The following is a 20229-nucleotide window of genomic DNA, read 5'->3' on the forward strand; positions in this document are numbered from 1 at the left end:
CACAAGGGGTGGGGCCGGATGGTCAGCTTGCGTTTCCGAGCGCGGCAAGCGCCCCTTCCGGCGTCACGGGCGAAGGCACGGCACTATAGCTGACCACGCAGTTGCGGCCCTGGTTCTTGGCCTCGTAGAGCGCCCGGTCCGACTGCCACAGCAATGTTTCGAAACCGGTGAAACGGCCTTTCTGAAATGCGATGCCGATGCTTACGGTCATCGCTGTCGGGCGGATTGTGCCGGTATAAAGGGTCGCTGCCTGCCGGGCCCTGATCCGCTCGGCAATGCTGATCGCCTCCTGAACGTCGCCGACCTTGATGAAGACCGCAAACTCTTCGCCGCCGGTTCGGCCGAACAGCGCCTCTTTCCCGATCTCCGCCAGAACATTGTGCGCAAAGGCGACAAGAGCCTGATCGCCGACATCGTGTCCGAAACGATCATTTATCCGTTTGAAGTGATCGACGTCGATCATCAGATAGGCAAACAGCTCGTCCGGGAGGGCATAGGTGATCCGCTCCTCGATACCGTGGAAAAAACCGCGACGGTTCAGGATGCCGGTCAGGGGGTCGTGAAACGCAAGCTTTCTGAGGTGGAATTCGAATTTCTCGATGGAAAGCCAGACAGCGTGAAAAATCTTCACCGAAAACAGCAGGAATCCGGAGATCAGCGCAACGGAGATCATGACGCCTTCGTCGGGGAGGGCGGGGCTGTCAATCAGAAACAGGATGGCGATCACCAGTCCGACGACGGCCTCGACAGACAGGATCAGCGGCGTGGCGCGATGGTAACCGACCTCCTCGAAATCGGCATGGCGCAGCAGAAAGTGAACCGCGTAGACGGCAATGCCGATATCGGCCAGATAATAACTGGCAATGCAGGCAACCGAACCGAATCCCGACAGATGAAACAGCAGCAACGCAGCCAGCCATACGCCCAGACTGCAGAGCATGAACCGCAGCGGACACTTTGCGCCGTAAAGCGAAAGCAATCCGGCTGTGGAGAGGGTTTCAGCCGCAACCAGGGCGGCGATCGGCAGGGTGAAGAAGCGGACGCCGTAAACACCGATGGCGATCAGGCCGGCAAGTCCGAGCCCCATCAGCAACAGCGATACCGACCACAACAGGATAAAGCTCCGGTCTTTGTTGCGCAGCCACAGCGGCAGCAACAGCACGGACAACAGAATACAGTCTGCCGCCCAGACAAAAACGGCCGTCAAGTTATAATGCAAGGCGGCGGATCGCTTCCCAACTTGATGAAATCGAATGCCGTTAGTAGCCCTCATGGTTAAGCTGCACCACACATTCCCTGGACCATTTTTAAAGTTAATCGATTTAATCGTTCTGAATGCGCTGTTTTGCAGCGGCAAATCTCTGCAATCCGTCAATGGCGGCGAAGTGTCGGCCGAAGCCGGATGCACGCTTTGAAAACACTTCTCTTGAAGTGACCGGGTGAGGCACTCTATGTAGGAGGGTAACGAAAGATTCGATGAAAAACGGTTCCGATCAGCCGGCCGAAGGACAGACATGACAAATCCCGTAGATACCGCGATGGCTCTTGTACCCATGGTCGTCGAGCAGACCAATCGCGGCGAACGTTCCTATGACATCTATTCCCGCCTGCTCAAGGAGCGGATTATCTTTCTTACCGGTCCCGTGGAGGATCATCTGGCGTCGCTGATCTGCGCCCAGCTGCTGTTCCTCGAAGCGGAAAATCCGAAGAAGGAAATCGCGCTCTACATCAATTCACCCGGTGGCGTGGTGACTGCCGGCATGGCGATTTACGACACCATGCAGTTTATCCGCCCGGCCGTCTCGACGCTTTGCATCGGTCAGGCCGCTTCGATGGGCTCGCTGCTGCTCGCCGCCGGCGAGAAGGGCATGCGTTTTGCCACGCCGAATGCGCGTGTGATGGTGCATCAGCCCTCCGGCGGGTTCCAGGGCCAGGCTTCGGATATCGAACGCCACGCCCGCGACATTCTCAAGATGAAGCGCCGCCTCAACGAGGTCTATGTCCGTCATTGCGGTCAGTCCTATGAAGAGGTTGAAAAGACGCTCGATCGTGACCACTTCATGGATGCGAGTGAGGCGATGGATTGGGGCCTTATCGACAAGGTCATGACCTCGCGCAGTGAAATCGAGGGCGGCAACTGATCTTCGGCGCCCGATCATGCGTATCTGAACCGCGCTTCCTCCGTGCGGGACCTGACTTTACGGTCTCGTCGGCGGGTGCGTTGTTTGTTTTGTGGACGTCGAGACGGTAATTCGGGTTCACGATCGCGTTTTTTGGGTTTAAACCGGCGCTCAAGCCGTTAATAGTATGGAAAACCGGATTTGATATCCGGTTTCATGGATAGCCGGTGGGACGTTGTTTGGCGTTTGCGTCCATTGCCAGTAGCGCCGTTGCGTCGTTTTGTTGCCCTGATGTTTTGCAAGCTTTTCGACGTACGGTAGAAGCGAAAAAGTTGAGTGGCCGTTCATCCGGATCAAGGGACGGCTTACTGGAAGGAAGTGATAATGAGCAAAGTCGGCGGTAACAATGGCGGTGACTCCAAGAACACGCTCTATTGTTCCTTTTGCGGCAAGAGTCAGCACGAAGTCCGCAAGCTGATCGCTGGCCCGACGGTTTTCATCTGCGATGAATGCGTCGAATTGTGCATGGACATCATCCGCGAGGAAAACAAGACCTCGATGGTGAAGTCCAGCGACGGCGTGCCGACACCGCAGGAAATCATGGGTGTGCTCGATGAATATGTCATCGGCCAGAGCCATGCAAAACGCATTCTGTCGGTTGCGGTGCATAACCACTACAAACGCCTCTCGCATGCCTCCAAGAGTTCCGATATCGAGCTTTCGAAGTCGAACATTCTGCTGGTGGGCCCGACGGGCTGCGGCAAGACCTATCTTGCCCAGACGCTGGCGCGGATCATCGATGTGCCGTTCACGATGGCGGATGCAACGACGCTGACGGAAGCCGGCTATGTCGGTGAAGATGTCGAGAACATCATTCTGAAGCTGCTGCAGTCGGCCGATTACAATGTCGAGCGCGCCCAGCGTGGCATCGTCTATATCGACGAGGTCGACAAGATTTCCCGCAAGTCCGACAATCCGTCGATCACGCGTGACGTCTCGGGTGAGGGCGTGCAGCAGGCATTGCTGAAGATCATGGAAGGCACGGTGGCTTCCGTGCCGCCGCAGGGCGGGCGCAAGCATCCGCAGCAGGAGTTCCTGCAGGTTGATACGACCAACATCCTGTTCCTGTGCGGCGGTGCCTTTGCCGGTCTCGACAAGGTGATTTCGGCGCGCGGCGAACGGACGTCGATCGGTTTCGGCGCTTCGGTCAAGGCCGCTGACGACCGCAAGGTCGGCGATGTGCTGCGCGATCTGGAGCCGGAAGATCTGGTCAAGTTCGGCCTGATCCCGGAATTCATCGGCCGTTTGCCGGTCATCGCCACGCTCGAGGACCTCGACGAGACGGCACTGGTGCAGATCCTGACAGCGCCGAAGAACGCGCTCGTGAAGCAGTATCAGCGCCTGTTCGAAATGGAAGATGTCGAACTGACCTTCCATGAGGACGCGTTGATGGCGATTGCCCGCAAGGCGATCGAACGCAAGACCGGCGCGCGCGGACTGCGCTCGATCATGGAGAAGATCCTGCTCGACACCATGTTCGAACTGCCGGCCATGAAGGGCGTTCGCGAAGTTGTGATCTCCGACGAAGTCGTTTCGGGGACCTCGCAGCCGCTCTACATTTATGAAAATCACGCGGACGACAAGGCAAACGCATCGGCCTGATCGCGGCGTTTTCAAAGTGAAACGGAAGGCAGGGCAGGTCCCTGCCTTCGTCGTTTTACGGACAAACACGGCAAAACGCGTGTAATGACCCGTTGTTCCGCCGAAAACACGGGCAAAGGTTGAAATCGCTCTTTTAAAGCGCCACTTGTTCCGCAACAATCGAGACGAACTTTCGGACTGTCCTCCCAGCAGTCCGTCAATGCCCGGTGTGCGGCCGGGCTGCCTGAAAGGAAACAGACATGACGCAGAACGCGCCTGCAGCGGAAAATGCTGCGTTCCCGGTGTTGCCATTGCGTGACATTGTGGTTTTCCCCCACATGATCGTTCCCCTCTTTGTCGGCCGCGAAAAGTCAATCCGTGCGCTGGAAGAGGTCATGAATGCCGATCGGCAGATCATGCTGGTTACCCAGGTCAACGCCGGCGACGACGATCCTGAGCCCGATGCGCTTTACCGCATCGGCACCATTGCCAATGTGCTGCAGCTTCTGAAACTGCCCGACGGTACGGTCAAGGTCCTGGTCGAGGGCAAGTCGCGCGCCGCCATCGGCGATGTTCGGCTGGAAAACGACTTCTACGAAGCCGATGCCGAAGTGCTGGGCGAGCCGGAAGAAGACGCTGTCGAGATCGAGGCTCTGGCCCGCTCGGTGGTTTCCGAATTCGAAAACTACGTCAAGCTGAACAAGAAGGTTTCGCCCGAGGTCGTCGGTGCTGCCGGCCAGATCGAGGACTATTCGAAGCTTGCCGACACGGTTGCCTCGCATCTTGCGATCAAGCTGACGGAAAAGCAGGAAATGCTGGAGACCACCAGCGTGAAGGAACGCCTTGAAAAGGCGCTCGGCTTCATGGAAGGCGAGATTTCCGTTCTGCAGGTCGAAAAGCGTATCCGCACCCGCGTCAAGCGGCAGATGGAGAAGACCCAGCGCGAGTATTATCTGAATGAGCAGATGAAGGCCATTCAGAAGGAACTCGGCGAGGGAGAGGACGGCCGTGACGAAATGGCCGAACTGGAAGACCGCATCAAGAAGACCAAGTTCACCAAGGAAGCACGCGAAAAGGCCGATGCGGAGATGAAGAAGCTCCGCAACATGAGCCCGATGTCGGCGGAAGCGACCGTGGTGCGCAACTATCTTGACTGGCTCACCGGCCTGCCGTGGAACGCGAAGTCGAAGATCAAGCGTGACCTGAAGCATGCTGAAAAGGTGCTCGAGGAAGACCATTTCGGCCTCGAAAAGGTCAAGGAGCGGGTTGTCGAGTATCTTGCCGTGCAGGCGCGCGCCAAGAAGCTCAAAGGTCCTATCCTCTGCCTCGTCGGCCCGCCCGGCGTCGGCAAGACCTCGCTTGCGCAGTCGATCGCCAAGGCGACGGGGCGTGAATATGTGCGTATGGCGCTTGGCGGTGTCCGTGACGAATCGGAAATTCGTGGCCATCGGCGCACCTATATCGGCTCCATGCCCGGCAAGATCGTTCAGTCGATGAAGAAGGTCGGCAAGAGCAATCCGCTGTTCCTGCTCGACGAGATCGATAAGATGGGCGCCGATTTCCGCGGCGATCCGTCCTCGGCCCTGCTCGAAGTGCTGGACCCGGAACAGAACTCGACCTTCATGGATCATTATCTGGAAGTCGAATACGACCTGTCCAACGTGATGTTCATCACCACGGCCAACACGCTCGACATTCCCGGCCCGCTGATGGACCGTATGGAGATCATTCGCATTGCCGGCTACACCGAACAGGAAAAGCTGGAAATCGCGAAGCGTCACCTGCTGCCCAAGGCAATCCGTGAACACGCGCTCAAGCCCGAGGAGTTCTCGGTCGACGACGGCGCGCTGGAACGCACGATCCAGCAGTACACCCGCGAGGCGGGCGTGCGCAGCCTGGAGCGTGAGCTGATGAAGCTTGCCCGCAAGGCCGTGACCGAGATCGTCAAGGGCGACAAGACCGCAGTGCATGTCACGGCGGATAACCTTGAGGATTATCTCGGCGTCCAGCGCTTCCGCCATGGCGAGGCCGAAGGTGACGACCAGGTTGGTGTCGTGACCGGTCTGGCGTGGACGGAAGTCGGTGGCGAGCTTCTGACGATCGAAGGCGTGATGATGCCCGGCAAGGGCCGCATGACGGTCACCGGCAATCTGCGCGATGTCATGAAGGAATCGATTTCTGCGGCGGCATCCTATGTTCGCTCGCGTGCGGTCGATTTCGGCATCAAACCGCCTATGTTCGACAAGACTGACATTCACGTCCATGTTCCCGAAGGCGCAACGCCCAAGGACGGACCGTCTGCCGGTGTCGCCATGGCAACGGCGATCGTTTCCGTGATGACCGGTATTCCGGTGAACAAGAACGTGGCCATGACAGGCGAGATCACGCTGCGCGGCCGGGTTCTGCCGATCGGCGGTCTGAAGGAAAAACTTCTGGCAGCACTTCGCGGTGGTATCACCAAGGTGCTGATCCCCGAAGAGAACGCCAAGGACCTTCCGGAGATCCCGGACAACGTGAAGAACGGTCTGGAAATCATTCCCGTGTCGCGCATGGGCGAGGTGCTGCAGCATGCGCTGGTCGAGGCGCCGCAGCCCATCGAGTGGGATCCGGAGACTGATCCGGTCTCGATTCCCGCTGATGAATCAGACGGTGACTCGAACAAAACAGTGGCGCATTAACGCCGAATTCTCGCCATTTTTCAGGGGCTCCTGTGGAAAAGGGGCCCCTGAGGTCGTCCTTTGGTCGTCCTTTTCCCCACAAATTGCGGTAAGCCTATTGCAATTCCTTGAAACGCAAGGCTTTTGGATGACAGCGGGTAGCGGTGTAAGCCTTGCCGAGGCCCCTGGGAAAAAATTGATCCGTTTCGAACCATTTGAGAAAGGGTGGAAACATGAACAAGAGTGAACTCGTAGCTTCCGTTGCCGAAAAGGCCGGTCTGTCCAAAACCGATGCAGCTTCCGCAGTCGACGCCGTGTTCGACGCCGTACAGGGTGAACTGAAGAACGGCGGCGAAGTTCGCCTCGCCGGTTTCGGTGCCTTCACCGTGTCGCACAGTGCTGCGCGCAAGGGCCGCAACCCGTCGACGGGTGCAGAGGTCGATATCCCGGCCCGCAACGTTCCGAAGTTCACGGCTGGCAAGGGCCTCAAGGAAGCTTGCAACTCCTAAGTTCCGCCTTCTCATGAATGGCACGAAACCCGGGGCCCTGGCCCCGGGTTTTTTGTTGCCTGTTTCGTTGACGCTCAGTTACCGACGTCCCCGTCAGAATTGACTTGCCGCGGACCGGCGATGTCACTACTTGTTGCACAACAAACCATGCCGGAGACAGAACTCTGCCGACGGCACATTCTCGGGGCGGGGTGAGATACCCCACCGGCGGTAAGCGTTTCTCACGCAAGCCCGCGAGCGCCTTTCCGGTCAATGCCGGAAAGGGTCAGCAGATCCGGTTGAAATCCGGAGCCGACGGTTACAGTCCGGAAGAAAGAGAATGCGGGTTGCCGGATGTCTCGGCTTTTGCCGATTGCCGCCGGTGCCATGCGTCGTCCGTCCCCTTATTGCATGCGCCCCGGGCGCCATGAAGGATCAAGACAGGCATGAGCAAGGCAATCTATCGTTCTCCCGCGTTGACCGGTGCATTCTGGATGGTGCTTGCCGGTGTGGTTTATGCCGCCGGCAATGTGCTGATCCAGCAGCTCACCATGAAGATGGGCTTTGCAGCCTCGTCCATTGCCTTCTGGCAATATGGCATCGCCTTTCTGTTTGCCATTCCCTATCTCTGGCGCACCGGGCTTGCGGTGATGCGCACCGCCTATCCGGGACAGCATATCGCGCGTGTTGCGCTCTCCGCACTTGGCGTTCAGGCCTGGGCCATCGGTCTTGCCTCTGTTCCGCTCAGCCAGGCGATTGCGCTGGTGATGACGTCACCCTTCTTTATTATCGTCGGCGCCAGGATCTTTCTGGGCGAGCGTGTCGGGCCGTCGCGGTGGATTGCTACGGCTGTCGGCTTTACCGGCGCTGTGCTGATCCTGCAGCCATGGTCGTCGGGTTTCACCTGGGCGGCGCTGCTGCCGGTGCTGTCTGCGCTTTTGTGGGGCGGTACATCGCTGATCACCAAGAAGCTGACGGCGCATGAAAAACCGGAATCGATCACCGTCTGGCTGCTGATGCTGCTGACGCCGATCAATGCCGTGGTGGCGATTGGCGGCGGTTTTGCCGTGCCCACGGGCGACGTGGTGTGGATCATGCTGGCGCTGGGGCTGATGACCGTGCTGGCGCAGTATTTTCTCACGCTGGCCTATTCCAGCGCCGATGCCGCCTATGTCCAGCCGTTCGACGACCTGAAACTGCCGCTCAATGTTCTCGGCGGCTGGCTGGTGTTCGGCTATGCGCCCGATATGCTGTTCTGGGTTGGTGGCTTGATGATCGTGGCGGCCTCGTTGTCGATCCTGCTGATCGAGCGGCGGCGTGAGCGATGACGGCGATGGTGTCACACCGGCGTCATCGGGACGTAATCATCCTGTCACAGCCGTGACGCACAACCCTCCGGTGATTCAACCTCAGGAGGGAAACCTATGAAACTCCGTCTTACCGGCGCGGCGCTGTCTGCCGCACTTCTGGCTTCAGTCGCGATCCCCGCGTCCGCCGAGCCGGTCTTCAACCGCATCGCCGTTTTCAACGTCGCCGAAAACCTTCCTGCGGATATGGACGCCATGAGCGCCACGTCCGCGGAAATCATCACCGCAACCGAAGACGGCAATATGCTGGTATATTCTGACAGCCCGCTCGAAGCCGTCGGTTTCGTCGACATCACCGACCCGCGCGCACCAAAGGCCGCCGGTACCGTCAAGCTCGACGGTGAACCGACCTCGGTGGCTGTTTCCGGCGCGAAAGCCTATGTCGGCGTCAACACGTCCGAAAGCTTCACCGCGCCGTCCGGCTTCCTCGGCGTGATCGACATTGCATCGCAGACGCTTGAGGCAAAGTGCGATCTCGGCGGCCAGCCCGACTCGGTTGCCGTATCGCCCGATGGCGCGATCGTGGCCATTGCGATTGAAAACGAGCGCGACGAAGACCTGAATGACGGTGAAATTCCGCAGATGCCCGCCGGCGATCTGGTGATCATCGCGTTGAACGACGGCGGCGCCGACTGTGCAACGACGAAACATGTTGCCATGACCGGTTTTGACGAGATGACCGCGCCGAGCGATCCGGAACCGGAATTTGTCGACATCAACGATGACAACGAGATTGTCGTCACGCTGCAGGAAAACAACGGCATCGTCATCGTCGACGGCAATACCGGCGAGGTGAAGAACCACTTTGCCGCCGGCACGGTCGATCTTGCCGACATTGATACCGAACGCGACGGTCGCCTCGATTTCACCGGTTCGCTGACCGGTATTCCGCGCGAGCCCGACACCGTAAAATGGCTCGACAACGATCGCTTCGTGATCGCCAATGAGGGCGACTACAAGGGCGGTTCGCGTGGCTTCTCGATCTTTTCCGATACCGGCGAGCTGCTGTATGAGGCCGGCGCCTCGTTCGAACGCGCTGTTGCTTCCATCGGTCACTTCCCGGACAAGCGTGCCGGCAAGAAGGGCGTTGAGCCGGAAGGGCTGATCACCGGCCGGTTCGGCGACAACAACTATCTTTTCGTCATGTCCGAGCGCGGTTCCGTTGTCGGCGTCTATAATGACAATGTCCAGGACGCTCCGGAGCTGATGCAGCTTCTGCCCTCGGGGATCGCGCCGGAAAGCGGCGTTGCCATTCCCGCCCGCAACCTGCTGGTGACGGCCAATGAGGAAGACCTAGGGCCCGATGGCGGCGTGCGTGCGCATGTGATGCTCTATGCCTATGAAGAGGGCGAGGCCGACTATCCGCAGATCGCCTCTGATGTGAACCATGATCCGCTGATCGGGTTCGGTGCGCTTTCCAGCCTTGCCGCCGACCCGGAAGACGCCAGCAGGCTCTACGCGGTCAATGACAGCTTCTATTCGGCGCAACCCTCCGTCTTCATCATCGACGCCTCCAGAAAGCCGGCGCTGATCACCGACGCCATCCGCGTGACGCACGATGGACAGCCGGCGGAAAAGCTCGATCTCGAAGGCGTTGCCGTTGATGGCAATGGCGGCTTCTGGCTGGCTTCCGAAGGTCATCCCGACAAAGAAGTGCCGCACAGGGTTCTGCACATCGACGGGACCGGTGAAATCACCGAAACCATCAACCTGCCGGATGAACTGCTTGCCCATCAGACGCGGTTCGGCATGGAAGGCATCACCACGGTGGGTGAGGGCGATGATCTGACGCTGTGGATGGCTGTTCAGCGCGAATGGGGCGACGACGAGAAGGGCTTCGTCAAGCTTCTGGCCTACACGCCGGCGACCGGTGAATGGGGCGCAGTCTCCTATCCGCTGGAAACCCCGGAAAAGGGCTGGATCGGCCTGTCCGAAATTTCCGTCAATGGTGACAATGCCTACATCATCGAGCGCGACAACCAGATCGGCGAAGCTGCAAAGGTCAAGAAGCTCTACAAGGTTGCGCTTTCGGACATGAAGCCGGCGCCGATCGGCGCGGAGCTGCCGGTCGTGCAGAAGGAAGAAGTCACCGATCTGCTGCCGCTGATGAAATCGGCCACCAATGGCTATGTCGCCGACAAGATCGAAGGCTTCACCATCGCCGCCGATGGCACGGCCTATGCCGTGACCGACAATGACGGCGTGGACGACAGCTCCGGCGAAACGCTGTTCTTCAAGGTTCCGATGACGCAGTAACGCATAACACGCCCGGGCGGCAGGAATGTTGCCCGGGCAAAATGTCCTTAAGAGGTCGCGGCGCAAAATGCACTGCGGCTTTTTTATATCGCCGGCATTTCTTCACCTGCGCCATGCTCGGGGCGCGCTGTCGGGACAATAATGGCCTGCAAATAAAAAACGGGCCGGTCTAAGGACCGGCCTGTCTCAGACTGCTGACAAACCCGAAGACGTAGGGTTGTTGCCTCCACCAGCCCTTCCCAGAGGTGTCATGCTCGGACTTGATCCGAGCATCCATTCCACTCAACCCTTTGATAAGAAAGGGTTTAAAGTGAGCGTATATCGTTTGGCCCTGGTTCCTCGGGTCGAGCCCGAGGATGACCCAGAGTGAGGGGCCGCTTTGTCAACAAACCGAGACAGGCCGGTCTGACGACCGGCCTGTCTTTTCAACGTTTCGAACTGTGTATTGACCGATCAGCGGTCGGCAACGGCGACGAAGTCGCGTTCGGCGGCGCCTGTGTAAAGCTGACGCGGGCGACCGATGCGCTGTTCGGGATCTTCGATCATCTCGTTCCACTGGGCGATCCAGCCGACCGTACGGGCGAGCGCGAACAGCACCGTGAACATGGTGGTGGGGAAGCCCAGAGCCTTCAGCGTGATGCCGGAATAGAAGTCGATGTTCGGATAAAGCTTCTTCTCGATGAAGTATTCGTCCGTCAGCGCAATTCTTTCCAGTTCCATGGCGACATCGAGAAGCGGATCGTCCTTGATTCCGAGCTCGCCGAGAACCTCGTGGCAGGTCTTCTGCATGATCTTGGCGCGCGGATCGTAGTTCTTGTAGACGCGGTGGCCAAAGCCCATCAGACGGAAGGGATCATCACGGTCCTTCGCACGGGCGATGTATTCCGGAATCCGGTCAACCGAACCGATTTCCTGCAGCATGTTGAGCGCGGCCTCGTTGGCGCCGCCATGCGCCGGGCCCCACAGGCAGGCAATGCCGGCGGCGATGCAGGCGAACGGATTGGCGCCCGAAGAACCGGCAAGACGCACCGTCGAAGTCGAGGCGTTCTGCTCGTGGTCTGCATGCAGGATGAAGATGCGGTCGAGCGCGCGCGACAGGATCGGGTTGACCTTGTATTCCTCGCACGGCGTGGCGAAGCACATATGCAGGAAATTGGCCGCATAGCCGAGATCGTTGCGCGGATACACGAAGGGTTCGCCGACATGGTACTTGTAGGCCATTGCCGCGATCGTCGGGATCTTGGCGATCATGCGGACGCTGGCGATCTCGCGCTTGTAGGGGTCGGAGATGTCGATCGAGTCGTGATAAAACGCCGACATGGCGCCGACAGCGCCACAGATGATGGCCATCGGGTGAGCATCACGGCGGAAACCGGTGAAAAGCCGTGTCATCTGCTCGTGAATCATCGTGTGATGGGTGACGCGGAAGTCGAAATCCTTCTTCTGCGTTGCCGTCGGCAGTTCACCGAAAAGCAGCAAGTAGCAGATTTCGAGGAAGTCGGCATTTTCGGCCAGCTGGTCGATCGGATAACCGCGGTGCAGCAGAATACCGTTGTCGCCATCGATATAGGTAATTGCCGATTTGCACGATGCCGTCGAGGTGAAGCCGGGATCGTATGTGAACATGCCTGACTGTTTGTACAGGCTGTTGATGTCGAGCACTTTTGGACCGAAGGTGCCTGCTTCGACGTTCAGTTCCAGTTCCTGTCCGTCCAAGGTGAGTTTGCCAGTTTCCGTCATGCTATCCTCCAAATCTTCCAGCGCGGGACGCGTGATAAACACGATCAAAGGTACCAATTAGGTATAGGATCGATGCGCCGCTGCCAAGCCGCTGAATGGTTCATGTTGCGGTGCGGGTGATGATTTATAATTTGCGTTTAGCAAGTTTTTTGAGCTTCTGAAAAGGAAATTTTTCCGCAAGCTGCGTTCTGCAACGTTGCTTTTTGCTCCAGGTAACCACACGATACCCTAGGTTGTGGCGGAGCGGTTTTGATGGGAGAGGGCGAGAAACAGGTTACGGAACGTCCAAAGCGGCGCGGGGGCGGCGCCGTTCGTGGCCGCTTGCGCAGATGGCGAACGAAAGCCGCTTCCGGCAGCGATACGGTCTGGAATCCGCCAACTTCTGCGGAGCAGCCGGAGGGCAGGGACGTCGGCACGCTTTTTTCCGAAGAACTTGCCTATGGACGCAGCTTTCTGTTTGCGCCGTTTGTGATGGCTCTGGGGTCCGCGTGGTGGTTTTTCCGGCCTGCAGCGCCGTTTTCGTGGGGGCTGTGGCTCTATTGGGCGATCGCCGTTGGTGCCGCCGTTTCGTTGCGCAATGCCGGTCCGGTGAACCGGCTGGGCGCCGGTCTGGTTGCGCTCTTTCTCAGCGGCGCGTTTCTGGCGCAGCTTGAGACGGGCCGGCTTGCTACGGTGATGCTCGACTCACCGGTGACGACCCATGTTACCGGCGTGGTCGATGCCCGCGAGCCGACCGAAAACGGCTGGCGTTATGTGGTGCGCGTCATCGCCACCGACGATCCGGTGATCCACCGTCCACCTGAGCGTGTCACCCTTGTTGCCCGCGGCAAATCGCCGCCGGTCGACATCGGCGGTGCATTCACCGGCCTTGCCCGGCTTTCACCGCCTTCCGGACCGGCTCTGCCGGGCCTCGTCGATTTCGGTTTTCTTTCCTATTTCGACGGGATCGGCGCAGTGGGGTTCTTCTATGGCGCGCCAGACGCGGTTCCGGGTGATCTTCATACGCGGGAGACAAGCCGCCCTCAGTCCATTGGCCTGTTCATGCGCCACAGGGTCGAAAGCCTGCGCGATACGATTGCCGGGCGCATTCGCGCTGTCCTGCCAGACGAATCGGGGGCTTTCGCCAATGCGATCATCACCGGGCAGCGTCGCGCCATGAATGATGACACGCTGGACGCGCTGCGCAATGCCGGCCTTGCCCATGTCATCGCCATTTCGGGGCTGCACATGGCGCTCGCCGCCGGTATCTTCTTTTCAAGCCTGCGTCTTTTTCTGTCTTTTTCGCCAAAGGCGGCAGAGGCGATCGCCACCAAGAAGCTTGCCGCTATGGCCGCGATCGGGGCTGCCGGGTTCTATCTTGCGATTTCGGGCATGCAGGTCTCGGCGCAGCGCGCTTTCATCATGTTGGCGATCATGCTGCTTGCCGCCGTTGCCGACCGTCCGGCCATCAGTATGCGCAATGTCGCTCTTGCGGGGTTTGTCATCCTCGCGGTTTCGCCGTCGGAAGCTGTCGGCCCCGGCATGCAGATGTCGTTTGCCGCAACACTGGCGCTGATTGCGGGCTACAGCTTCTGGCAGCGTCGCGAATATGCTCGCCCGGCGTCGATGCCGGCCGGCACAGTGATCCGCATCGTCATGCTGGGTGCTTTCGGTATTGTGTTGACCGCACTGATCGGTGGGCTTTCGACAGCGCCGATTGCCATGGCGCATTTTCAGCGGATTGCCGGCTACGGTCTGCTCGGCAATCTGCTCGCCATGCCGATTGTCACCTTTCTGGTCATGCCCTCCGGCCTGCTGGCCATGCTGGCAATGCCGCTTAACCTGCACGGCCCCTTTCTTCTGGCCATGGGCTGGGGGCTCGACCGGGTGATTGCCATTGCGGAATGGGTCGATGGTCTTGGTGGCGCGCTCGATACCAGTGCGATGCCCCGCGGATTTCTGCTGCTTTTCCTTGTCGGGTTCATGCTGCTGGTTCTGCTGCGCACCCGTCTCAGGCTTGTCGGACTGGTGCCGATGGCAATTGCCTTTGCCTTGCCCGCCTTTTCTCAAGGCGACCGGTCGCCGCTTCTGCTTGTCTCCGAAGACGGTGCATTGGTTGCGATCGTCACCGGTGATACAGCCGCGCTCAGCAAGCGCCGTCCGCCTTCCTTCATCTTCGATCAGTGGCAGAGCGCACTTGCCATCAGCGCCACACGGCCGCCGAGCGAAACCGAAAGCAACGCTGCGATACTGAAAGACGCGGACCGGTTCGACCGCCTGGATGCTGGACAAATCACCAATGCAAGCACCGCCCTTGCCGAGGATATAAAGGCCGCGCGGACGCAATCCGGTATGTTCATCTGTGAAAAGAGCGAATGGTGTGTGGCATCGCTTCCCGGCAGCGGCCTGACCGTCGCACAAATATTCCGGCCCGCGCTCGTAGGCCCTGCCTGCGATCACGCAGACATCATTGTCAGCGTTTACCGGCCCGGTTTTCAGGCGTGCCGTTCGCCTGGTTTTCTCATCACACCAGCACTGCGCCGCCAAACCGGCACCTTGCAGTTTACTGTCCAAGATACCGATGGTTCAAAATCAAGAAATGGTAACACCACGTCCTCAGAGCCTAACCCGACCGGCTCCTGTGTGAGAACCCACGTTTCCGTCACGCCCGCCATTACGGCAGTAAAACGTCAATGGAACCAACACCGCCTCTATAACTGGCGTTCCGATTCGTATGCCGATCCTGTCAGCCTGCCGAAAACCCTCGATTTCTTCAGTGGTAGCGGCGGATCAGGCCGACAAGCTTGCCCTGAACCTTGACCTGATCGGCAGCAAATATCCGGGTTTCATAGGCCGGATTGGCGGCTTCCAGCGCAATCGACGCGCCCTTGCGGCGGAAGCGCTTCAGTGTCGCTTCCTCGTCATTCACCAGCGCCACGACAATATCGCCCGGGGCGGCCGTGTTGATATTGCGGATGACCACCGTGTCACCGTCGAATATCCCGGCTTCGATCATCGAATCGCCCTTAACTTCCAGCGCATAATGTTCGCCGGTTCCCAGCATCTCGGCCGGAACCGCAATTGCGTGGGTGTTTTCCTGTATGGCCGAGATCGGAACACCGGCTGCAATCCGCCCCATGACGGGGATATCGGTCGAGCCGCTGTCATTTCCGGCAGCCGGTGTTTTGCTTTCGGCAGGCGTCTTGCCGAGGCTGCCTTCAATCACGCTCGGTGAGAAACCGCGGCGCGGCGGCTGAGAGCCAAGGCTTTCCGGCATGCGCAGAATTTCAAGCGCGCGCGCCCTGTTGGGAAGCCGGCGAATGAAGCCGCGTTCCTCCAGCGCCGTGATCAATCGGTGAATGCCCGATTTGGACGCCAGATCCAGGGCTTCCTTCATTTCATCGAAAGACGGGGGAATGCCTGTCTCCTTCATCCGTTCATGGATGAAATACAGCAGTTCCTGTTGTTTACGAGTCAGCATTTGCAGCCCCTTGCCTTCGAAACAAATACAGAACGTTTATATCTGTTCTATCTGTGTTCCGCAAGCTGGAAATAGCAGAGCGGCCTCGATTGCGGTCAATGGAGGCATGAAGGCGGGCGGAAAGGGGTGAGTTAGAAAGTGTTGTTTCAATTTCGAAAGGAGAAAATTCTCGGCAAACAATGGTGAGCGCGCAGGGGTTCGAACCCTGGACCTACTGATTAAAAGTCAGTTGCTCTACCAGCTGAGCTACGCGCTCCCGAGCCCGGCGCCTGTTGAAGGGCCAGCGGAAAGTGGGCGGAACATAGAAAGGGTCTTGCAGAAGGTCAACCCGGAAATTCGGCTCCAAGGCGACAATTTGATGTCGGGGGCGATGCGCGGAAAGGTGATTGGAATTCAACGCCGCTGTGGTTTAAGGAACCGGCAGTTTACGGTCCGCCTTTCAGGCGGTTATCTGCTGGTGCCGGACGCGCTTTCGCCAACGGCCGAGTGACAAGAGGATTTCAGGTGTCGATCGGTGATATTTCCCTGTTGACGGCGCTTCTTGCCGGTGCGCTTTCGTTTCTCTCACCCTGCGTTTTGCCGCTGGTGCCGCCTTATCTTTGCTACATGGCGGGCATTTCGATCGATCAGTTCAGGGGAGACACCTCCGTCCGCCCGGCGCGTGTATTGTTGCCGGCGCTGTTCTTTACGCTCGGCTTTGCGACGATTTTCGTGGCGCTCGGGGCAGGGGCCTCGTCCATCGGTCAGTTGTTGCGTCAATATATCGATATTCTGGCCAAGGTCGGCGGTGTGATCATCATCATCATGGGGCTGAACTTCCTTGGTGTGCTGAAAATCCCCTTCCTGTCGCGTGAGGCGCGGTTTCATGGCGGCGGCAAGCCGGCGAGCATGTCCGGCGCCTATGTCATGGGGCTGGCCTTTGCTTTCGGCTGGACGCCCTGCATCGGACCGGTTCTGGGGGCCATTCTCGCTGTCGCGGCCACGCGCGATACGGTTTCCAACGGCGCGGTGCTGCTGGCGATCTATTCGCTTGGCCTTGCCGTGCCGTTCTGGATTGCCGCGCTTTTTTCCGGCGCCTTCATGCGCTTCCTGTCGCGGTTCCGCAAACATCTGGGCACGATTGAAAAAATCATGGGCGTGCTGCTGATTCTCACCGGCCTTGCCTTTCTTTTCGGCTTTATTGCCGATATGGCGATCTGGTTCCAGCAGACCTTTCCCGTTCTATCGCAGATCGGCTAGGGCCTGCGAAGCCCGGGTTTTGCGCCATGTCAGACATTCTAGGGCTTCTCTTTCCGTTCTTCGGACTGATTGCCGCAGGCTTTATCGCCGCCAGGCTCATCCGGCAGCCGGAATCCGGTCTTGTCTGGCTCAACGTATTCATCGTCTATGCCGCATTGCCGGCCTTGTTCTTCAAGCTTGTTTCGAACACGCCTTTCGACCAACTGACCCGGCTTGATTTCATCTCCGTTGATCTGCTGGCGACCTATGCCGTGTTTTCGCTGCTGTTTGCCGCCGGCTACTTCTGGAAACGCAACGGCGTGCGCGAGAGCACGATCCAGGCCTTTGCAGGGGCTTACGGCAATATCGGCTATATGGGGCCGGGCCTTGCCATTCTGGCGCTTGGCGAAGCGGCGGCCGTTCCCGTCGCCTTGATCGTGTGCTTTGAAAATGCGCTGCATTTCATCGTCGCACCGTCGATAATGGCGGTGGCGGATGGTGGTGCGGTGCGCAAGGCATCACTTGCCCGCCAGGTGCTGACAAAGGCGCTGCTGCACCCCTTCATCATTGCAACCGCTCTGGGTTTTGCCGTTGCTGCGAGCGGGGTTCAGCCGCCCGATGCGTTCAACCGGCTGGTGGACTATCTTGCACAGGCTGCTGCCCCTTGCGCGCTTTTTGCCATGGGGGTGACGCTTGCTCTGCGCCCGGTAAAGCGCGTGCCGGTGGAAATCGGCTATATCGTTCCGGCCAAGCTTATCTTACATCCGGTGCTGGTCTATGCCTTCATGATGCTGCATGGCGGCTTCGATCCGGTGTGGGTGGAAGCCGCCGTGCTTCTTGCAGCCTTGCCGACGGCCACCAATGTCTTCGTGATCGCCCAGCAATACGGCATCTGGTACGAGCGGGCCTCCGCCACCATCCTGATCACCACAATCTGTTCGGCGGCAACGCTGGCCGGTCTTCTGCTTCTGATCGACGCCACCGCCCTGCCGTTATAGACCCTGCCGCTATAGGCAAGGGCTAAAACAGGCTTCAGCCGGCGAATAATTCCTTGATCCCCCTGAGGGGCTGAACGCCTTCGCGCATGGCAAACTGGCGCAGCGGCGGCACGGCCGACAGCATGTAGAGGCCGGCGGAACGGGCAAGCTGCGCGGGAATGAAATCGGCAAGCAGCGAGCGGTTCAGAAGGTCGACGCTGGCCGTTCTGCTCCAGACATCGGACTTGCGCAGAAAATCATAGCGCTCGCCGGTTCTGGCGGAAATTTTCGCGCCGTCGATACCGTCCAGCATGCGGGCAAGGCGCATGATGTCGCGCAACGAAAGGTTGAGCCCCTGGGCGCCAATCGGCGGAAAGGCGTGGGCCGCCTCGCCGACAAGAACCGTACGGCCCTTGCCGAAACGGTTCGCAACCATGGAGGAAAGCGGCCATTTCTGCACCGGTCCCTCAATGGTGACCGCGCCCAGAAGCGATTGCATGCGTTCCTCGATCGCCGCCGCGATTTCAGCCTCCGGCCGCGCCGCCATGTCTTCGGCAGCCGGCGTGTCCATCACCCAGACCAGGCTGGAGCGGTTCTTCGCCGGCAGCGGCACCTGCGTGAACGGACCGCCACGGGTGTGAAATTCCGTCGAGATATCGTCATGGGCAAGTGCGTGGCTGAAATTCAGCACGACAGCCGATTGCTTGTAGGACCACTGGCGCACGCCGATCCCGGCATTTTCACGCACTTTCGAACGCCGGCCGTCGGAGCCGACGATAAGTTCGGCAGAAAATGTCTCGCCACCGGCAAGCGTCACCGCAACGCCATCCTTGTCGACGGTAAAATCGTCGGCAATGGTCTCGAAACGGGTAATGTTCGGCTCACTCGCAATCGCTTCGTTCAGCTTGCCGACCAGAACGGTGTTGGGGATGTTGTAGCCGAAGGCTTCGAGATCGATTTCAGCAGAGCGGAAACTGACGGTCGGCGCACGCACCAGCCGTCCCGTGCCGTCAATGATGCGCATGGTCTTCAGCGGTGCGGCTTCCGGCCGGACAGACTGCCACAGGCCGAGCCGGGCAAGCAGTGCGATGGAATGGTCCATCAGCGCCGTTGTGCGATGATCGCCGCCGCTGGGGGAAGGCGCGACCAGCGCGACCCTGCGGCCGGCACGGGCAAGCGCCAGCGCGGAAATCATTCCGGCGGGGCCGCCGCCGATCACGGCAATTTCAAAATCCGACATGCCTGAAACCTCGTCTTCCTGCGATTTGTTCGTTACCGATATAATGCGACCGGGCGCATTTTGCCGTGAAAAATTCTGGAAAATCATGTTTTTTTTGTACGCGGACGCGCTTCTGGTGCATTGTAGGGGTAGAGAAAACCGGGCAATAACCGCCGACACAGTTTTACGGGAAGTGAATGGGTTTGTTCAGCCAGCGTAAAGTACCTTATGCCGAAATCCGGGCGTTCTCCGTCCACATTCTGACGGCATCGGGCTCGTTCCTTGCTTTCCTTGGCGTGGTTGCCGCCGCCGAGGGGCGATTCGTGGCCATGTTCTGGTGGCTCGGCGCCGCTCTGCTGGTCGACGGCATTGACGGGCCGATCGCGCGGCGGCTGAAGGTCAGCGAGGTGCTGCCGAGCTGGTCGGGCGTGATGCTCGACAACATCATCGATTACGTGACCTATGTTCTGCTGCCGGCCTTTGCGCTCTACCAGTCCCATATGATCGGGGAGCCGTTGTCCTTCGTTGCCGCTGCGCTGATCGTCGTCTCCAGCGCGATCTATTATGCCGACAGCGGCATGAAGACGGACGAGAACTTCTTCTCCGGCTTTCCGGTGGTCTGGAACATGGTGGTGTTCTCCTTCTTCGTCATCCAGCCGTCGTCGCTGCTTGCCATGGCGATTGTGGTGCTGTCGGTGGCCCTGACCTTCGCGCCGGTGAATTTTCTGCATCCCGTCCGGGTCAAGCGGCTGCGGCCGCTCAATCTCGGCGTTTTTGCGGTCTGGTGCGTCACCGGCTTCATCGCACTTCTCGCCCGTTTCGATGCGCCGCTCTTCATCGAGGTGCTGTTCGTGGCGAGCGGCGTCTATCTCTACCTTATCGGCATGGTGCTGCAATTCCTGCCCAAACTCGGCTCGCGGGCGGCCGAAACCCGGGCTGAGTTTTGACAAGCGTCAGCACGGCAACCGAATAAAGTCGTTGGGAAACAGGCAAAAGTCATTGCGTTTCAATGAGGGTTCGTGCTTCATTTGTGCGCAATACAGGGGATGTTCTATTTTTTAGTCAATTTCCGGATGTGGTGCCGAC

14 protein-coding genes, 1 tRNA gene, 1 pseudogene and 1 riboswitch are annotated in these 20229 nt (G+C 59.1%); of the genes and pseudogenes, 11 read left to right on the top strand and 5 right to left on the bottom strand.

What is annotated here, in order from left to right:
- Positions 1–22: 22 nt before the first annotated feature.
- Complete coding sequence (locus tag ABID12_RS09430; RefSeq protein WP_354434012.1) at positions 23–1207, bottom strand: GGDEF domain-containing protein; 1185 nt, start codon at positions 1205–1207, stop codon at positions 23–25.
- Between the two features lie 307 nt (positions 1208–1514).
- On the opposite strand from ABID12_RS09430, the gene clpP reads away from it, so the two are divergent.
- From clpP to ABID12_RS09460, 6 genes and pseudogenes are all read left to right on the top strand, one after another.
- On the top strand, positions 1515–2141 hold the full coding sequence (gene clpP, locus ABID12_RS09435) for an ATP-dependent Clp endopeptidase proteolytic subunit ClpP (protein WP_106312535.1): 627 nt from the start codon (positions 1515–1517) through the stop codon (positions 2139–2141).
- Positions 2142–2504: 363 nt separating this feature from the next.
- Positions 2505–3782: an ATP-dependent Clp protease ATP-binding subunit ClpX gene (clpX, locus tag ABID12_RS09440; RefSeq protein ID WP_106312532.1), complete on the top strand. Its 1278-nt coding sequence runs from the start codon at positions 2505–2507 to the stop codon at positions 3780–3782.
- Between the two features lie 239 nt (positions 3783–4021).
- Positions 4022–6371, top strand: a pseudogene (gene lon / locus ABID12_RS09445) (endopeptidase La); the annotation flags it as partial.
- A 280-nt stretch (positions 6372–6651) separates the two neighbouring features.
- On the top strand, positions 6652–6927 hold the full coding sequence (locus tag ABID12_RS09450; protein WP_018066007.1) for an HU family DNA-binding protein: 276 nt from the start codon (positions 6652–6654) through the stop codon (positions 6925–6927).
- 173 nt (positions 6928–7100) lie between these two features.
- Positions 7101–7252, top strand: a riboswitch (FMN riboswitch).
- Positions 7253–7352: 100 nt separating this feature from the next.
- The gene (locus ABID12_RS09455; protein WP_354434013.1) at positions 7353–8234 is read left to right on the top strand and encodes a DMT family transporter; all 882 of its coding nucleotides are present in this window, start codon (positions 7353–7355) and stop codon (positions 8232–8234) included.
- Between the two features lie 96 nt (positions 8235–8330).
- Positions 8331–10529 (top strand): esterase-like activity of phytase family protein, encoded by a 2199-nt coding sequence (locus ABID12_RS09460; RefSeq protein WP_354434014.1) that lies wholly within the window; start codon positions 8331–8333, stop codon positions 10527–10529.
- Positions 10530–10982: 453 nt separating this feature from the next.
- Here ABID12_RS09460 and gltA read toward each other — a convergent pair whose 3' ends face one another.
- The gene (gene gltA / locus ABID12_RS09465) at positions 10983–12269 is read right to left on the bottom strand and encodes a citrate synthase (RefSeq protein WP_106312520.1); all 1287 of its coding nucleotides are present in this window, start codon (positions 12267–12269) and stop codon (positions 10983–10985) included.
- A 252-nt stretch (positions 12270–12521) separates the two neighbouring features.
- Between gltA and ABID12_RS09470 the strand changes: the two genes are divergently transcribed.
- Positions 12522–15068 (top strand): ComEC/Rec2 family competence protein, encoded by a 2547-nt coding sequence (locus ABID12_RS09470; protein WP_354434015.1) that lies wholly within the window; start codon positions 12522–12524, stop codon positions 15066–15068.
- Here the strand turns inward: ABID12_RS09470 and lexA are convergent.
- Together lexA and ABID12_RS09480 are read right to left on the bottom strand one after the other, a co-directional pair.
- Positions 15022–15729 carry a transcriptional repressor LexA gene (lexA, locus tag ABID12_RS09475; RefSeq protein WP_319520007.1) on the bottom strand — a complete coding sequence of 236 codons (708 nt, stop codon included), beginning with the start codon at positions 15727–15729 and terminating at the stop codon, positions 15022–15024. The genes ABID12_RS09470 and lexA overlap by 47 nt on opposite strands.
- A 180-nt stretch (positions 15730–15909) precedes the next feature.
- A tRNA-Lys gene (locus ABID12_RS09480) sits at positions 15910–15985 on the bottom strand.
- 57 nt (positions 15986–16042) lie between these two features.
- Here ABID12_RS09480 and ABID12_RS09485 point away from each other — a divergent pair.
- From ABID12_RS09485 to ABID12_RS09495, 3 genes are read left to right on the top strand one after another with little or no spacing between them, the layout of a single operon-like run.
- On the top strand, positions 16043–16219 hold the full coding sequence (locus ABID12_RS09485; protein WP_354434016.1) for a hypothetical protein: 177 nt from the start codon (positions 16043–16045) through the stop codon (positions 16217–16219).
- A gap of 14 nt (positions 16220–16233) precedes the next feature.
- A complete protein-coding gene (locus ABID12_RS09490; RefSeq protein ID WP_354434017.1) occupies positions 16234–16968 on the top strand; it encodes a cytochrome c biogenesis CcdA family protein in 735 nt (244 codons plus the stop codon).
- 26 nt (positions 16969–16994) lie between these two features.
- A complete protein-coding gene (locus ABID12_RS09495) occupies positions 16995–17945 on the top strand; it encodes an AEC family transporter (RefSeq protein ID WP_354434018.1) in 951 nt (316 codons plus the stop codon).
- 34 nt (positions 17946–17979) lie between these two features.
- Here ABID12_RS09495 and ABID12_RS09500 read toward each other — a convergent pair whose 3' ends face one another.
- On the bottom strand, positions 17980–19164 hold the full coding sequence (locus tag ABID12_RS09500) for a UbiH/UbiF family hydroxylase (protein ID WP_354434019.1): 1185 nt from the start codon (positions 19162–19164) through the stop codon (positions 17980–17982).
- Positions 19165–19340: 176 nt separating this feature from the next.
- Here ABID12_RS09500 and pcsA point away from each other — a divergent pair, with 176 nt between their 5' ends.
- Complete coding sequence (gene pcsA / locus ABID12_RS09505) at positions 19341–20090, top strand: phosphatidylcholine synthase (protein WP_319520010.1); 750 nt, start codon at positions 19341–19343, stop codon at positions 20088–20090.
- Positions 20091–20229: the final 139 nt, after the last annotated feature.

Source organism: Martelella mangrovi, from assembly GCF_040545495.1.
In the GTDB taxonomy this organism is placed as follows: Bacteria; Pseudomonadota; Alphaproteobacteria; order Rhizobiales; family Rhizobiaceae; genus Martelella; species Martelella mangrovi.

Excerpts from the sequence above, each read along its gene's own strand:
- clpP (WP_106312535.1), top strand. The coding sequence starts at position 1,515 with ATGACAAATCCCGTAGATACCGCGATGGCTCTTGTACCCATGGTCGTC.
- clpX (WP_106312532.1), top strand. The coding sequence starts at position 2,505 with ATGAGCAAAGTCGGCGGTAACAATGGCGGTGACTCCAAGAACACGCTC.
- ABID12_RS09450 (WP_018066007.1), top strand. The coding sequence starts at position 6,652 with ATGAACAAGAGTGAACTCGTAGCTTCCGTTGCCGAAAAGGCCGGTCTG.
- ABID12_RS09455 (WP_354434013.1), top strand. The coding sequence starts at position 7,353 with ATGAGCAAGGCAATCTATCGTTCTCCCGCGTTGACCGGTGCATTCTGG.
- ABID12_RS09460 (WP_354434014.1), top strand. The coding sequence starts at position 8,331 with ATGAAACTCCGTCTTACCGGCGCGGCGCTGTCTGCCGCACTTCTGGCT.
- gltA (WP_106312520.1), bottom strand. The coding sequence starts at position 12,269 with ATGACGGAAACTGGCAAACTCACCTTGGACGGACAGGAACTGGAACTG.
- ABID12_RS09470 (WP_354434015.1), top strand. The coding sequence starts at position 12,522 with ATGGGAGAGGGCGAGAAACAGGTTACGGAACGTCCAAAGCGGCGCGGG.
- lexA (WP_319520007.1), bottom strand. The coding sequence starts at position 15,729 with ATGCTGACTCGTAAACAACAGGAACTGCTGTATTTCATCCATGAACGG.
- ABID12_RS09495 (WP_354434018.1), top strand. The coding sequence starts at position 16,995 with ATGTCAGACATTCTAGGGCTTCTCTTTCCGTTCTTCGGACTGATTGCC.
- ABID12_RS09500 (WP_354434019.1), bottom strand. The coding sequence starts at position 19,164 with ATGTCGGATTTTGAAATTGCCGTGATCGGCGGCGGCCCCGCCGGAATG.
- pcsA (WP_319520010.1), top strand. The coding sequence starts at position 19,341 with ATGGGTTTGTTCAGCCAGCGTAAAGTACCTTATGCCGAAATCCGGGCG.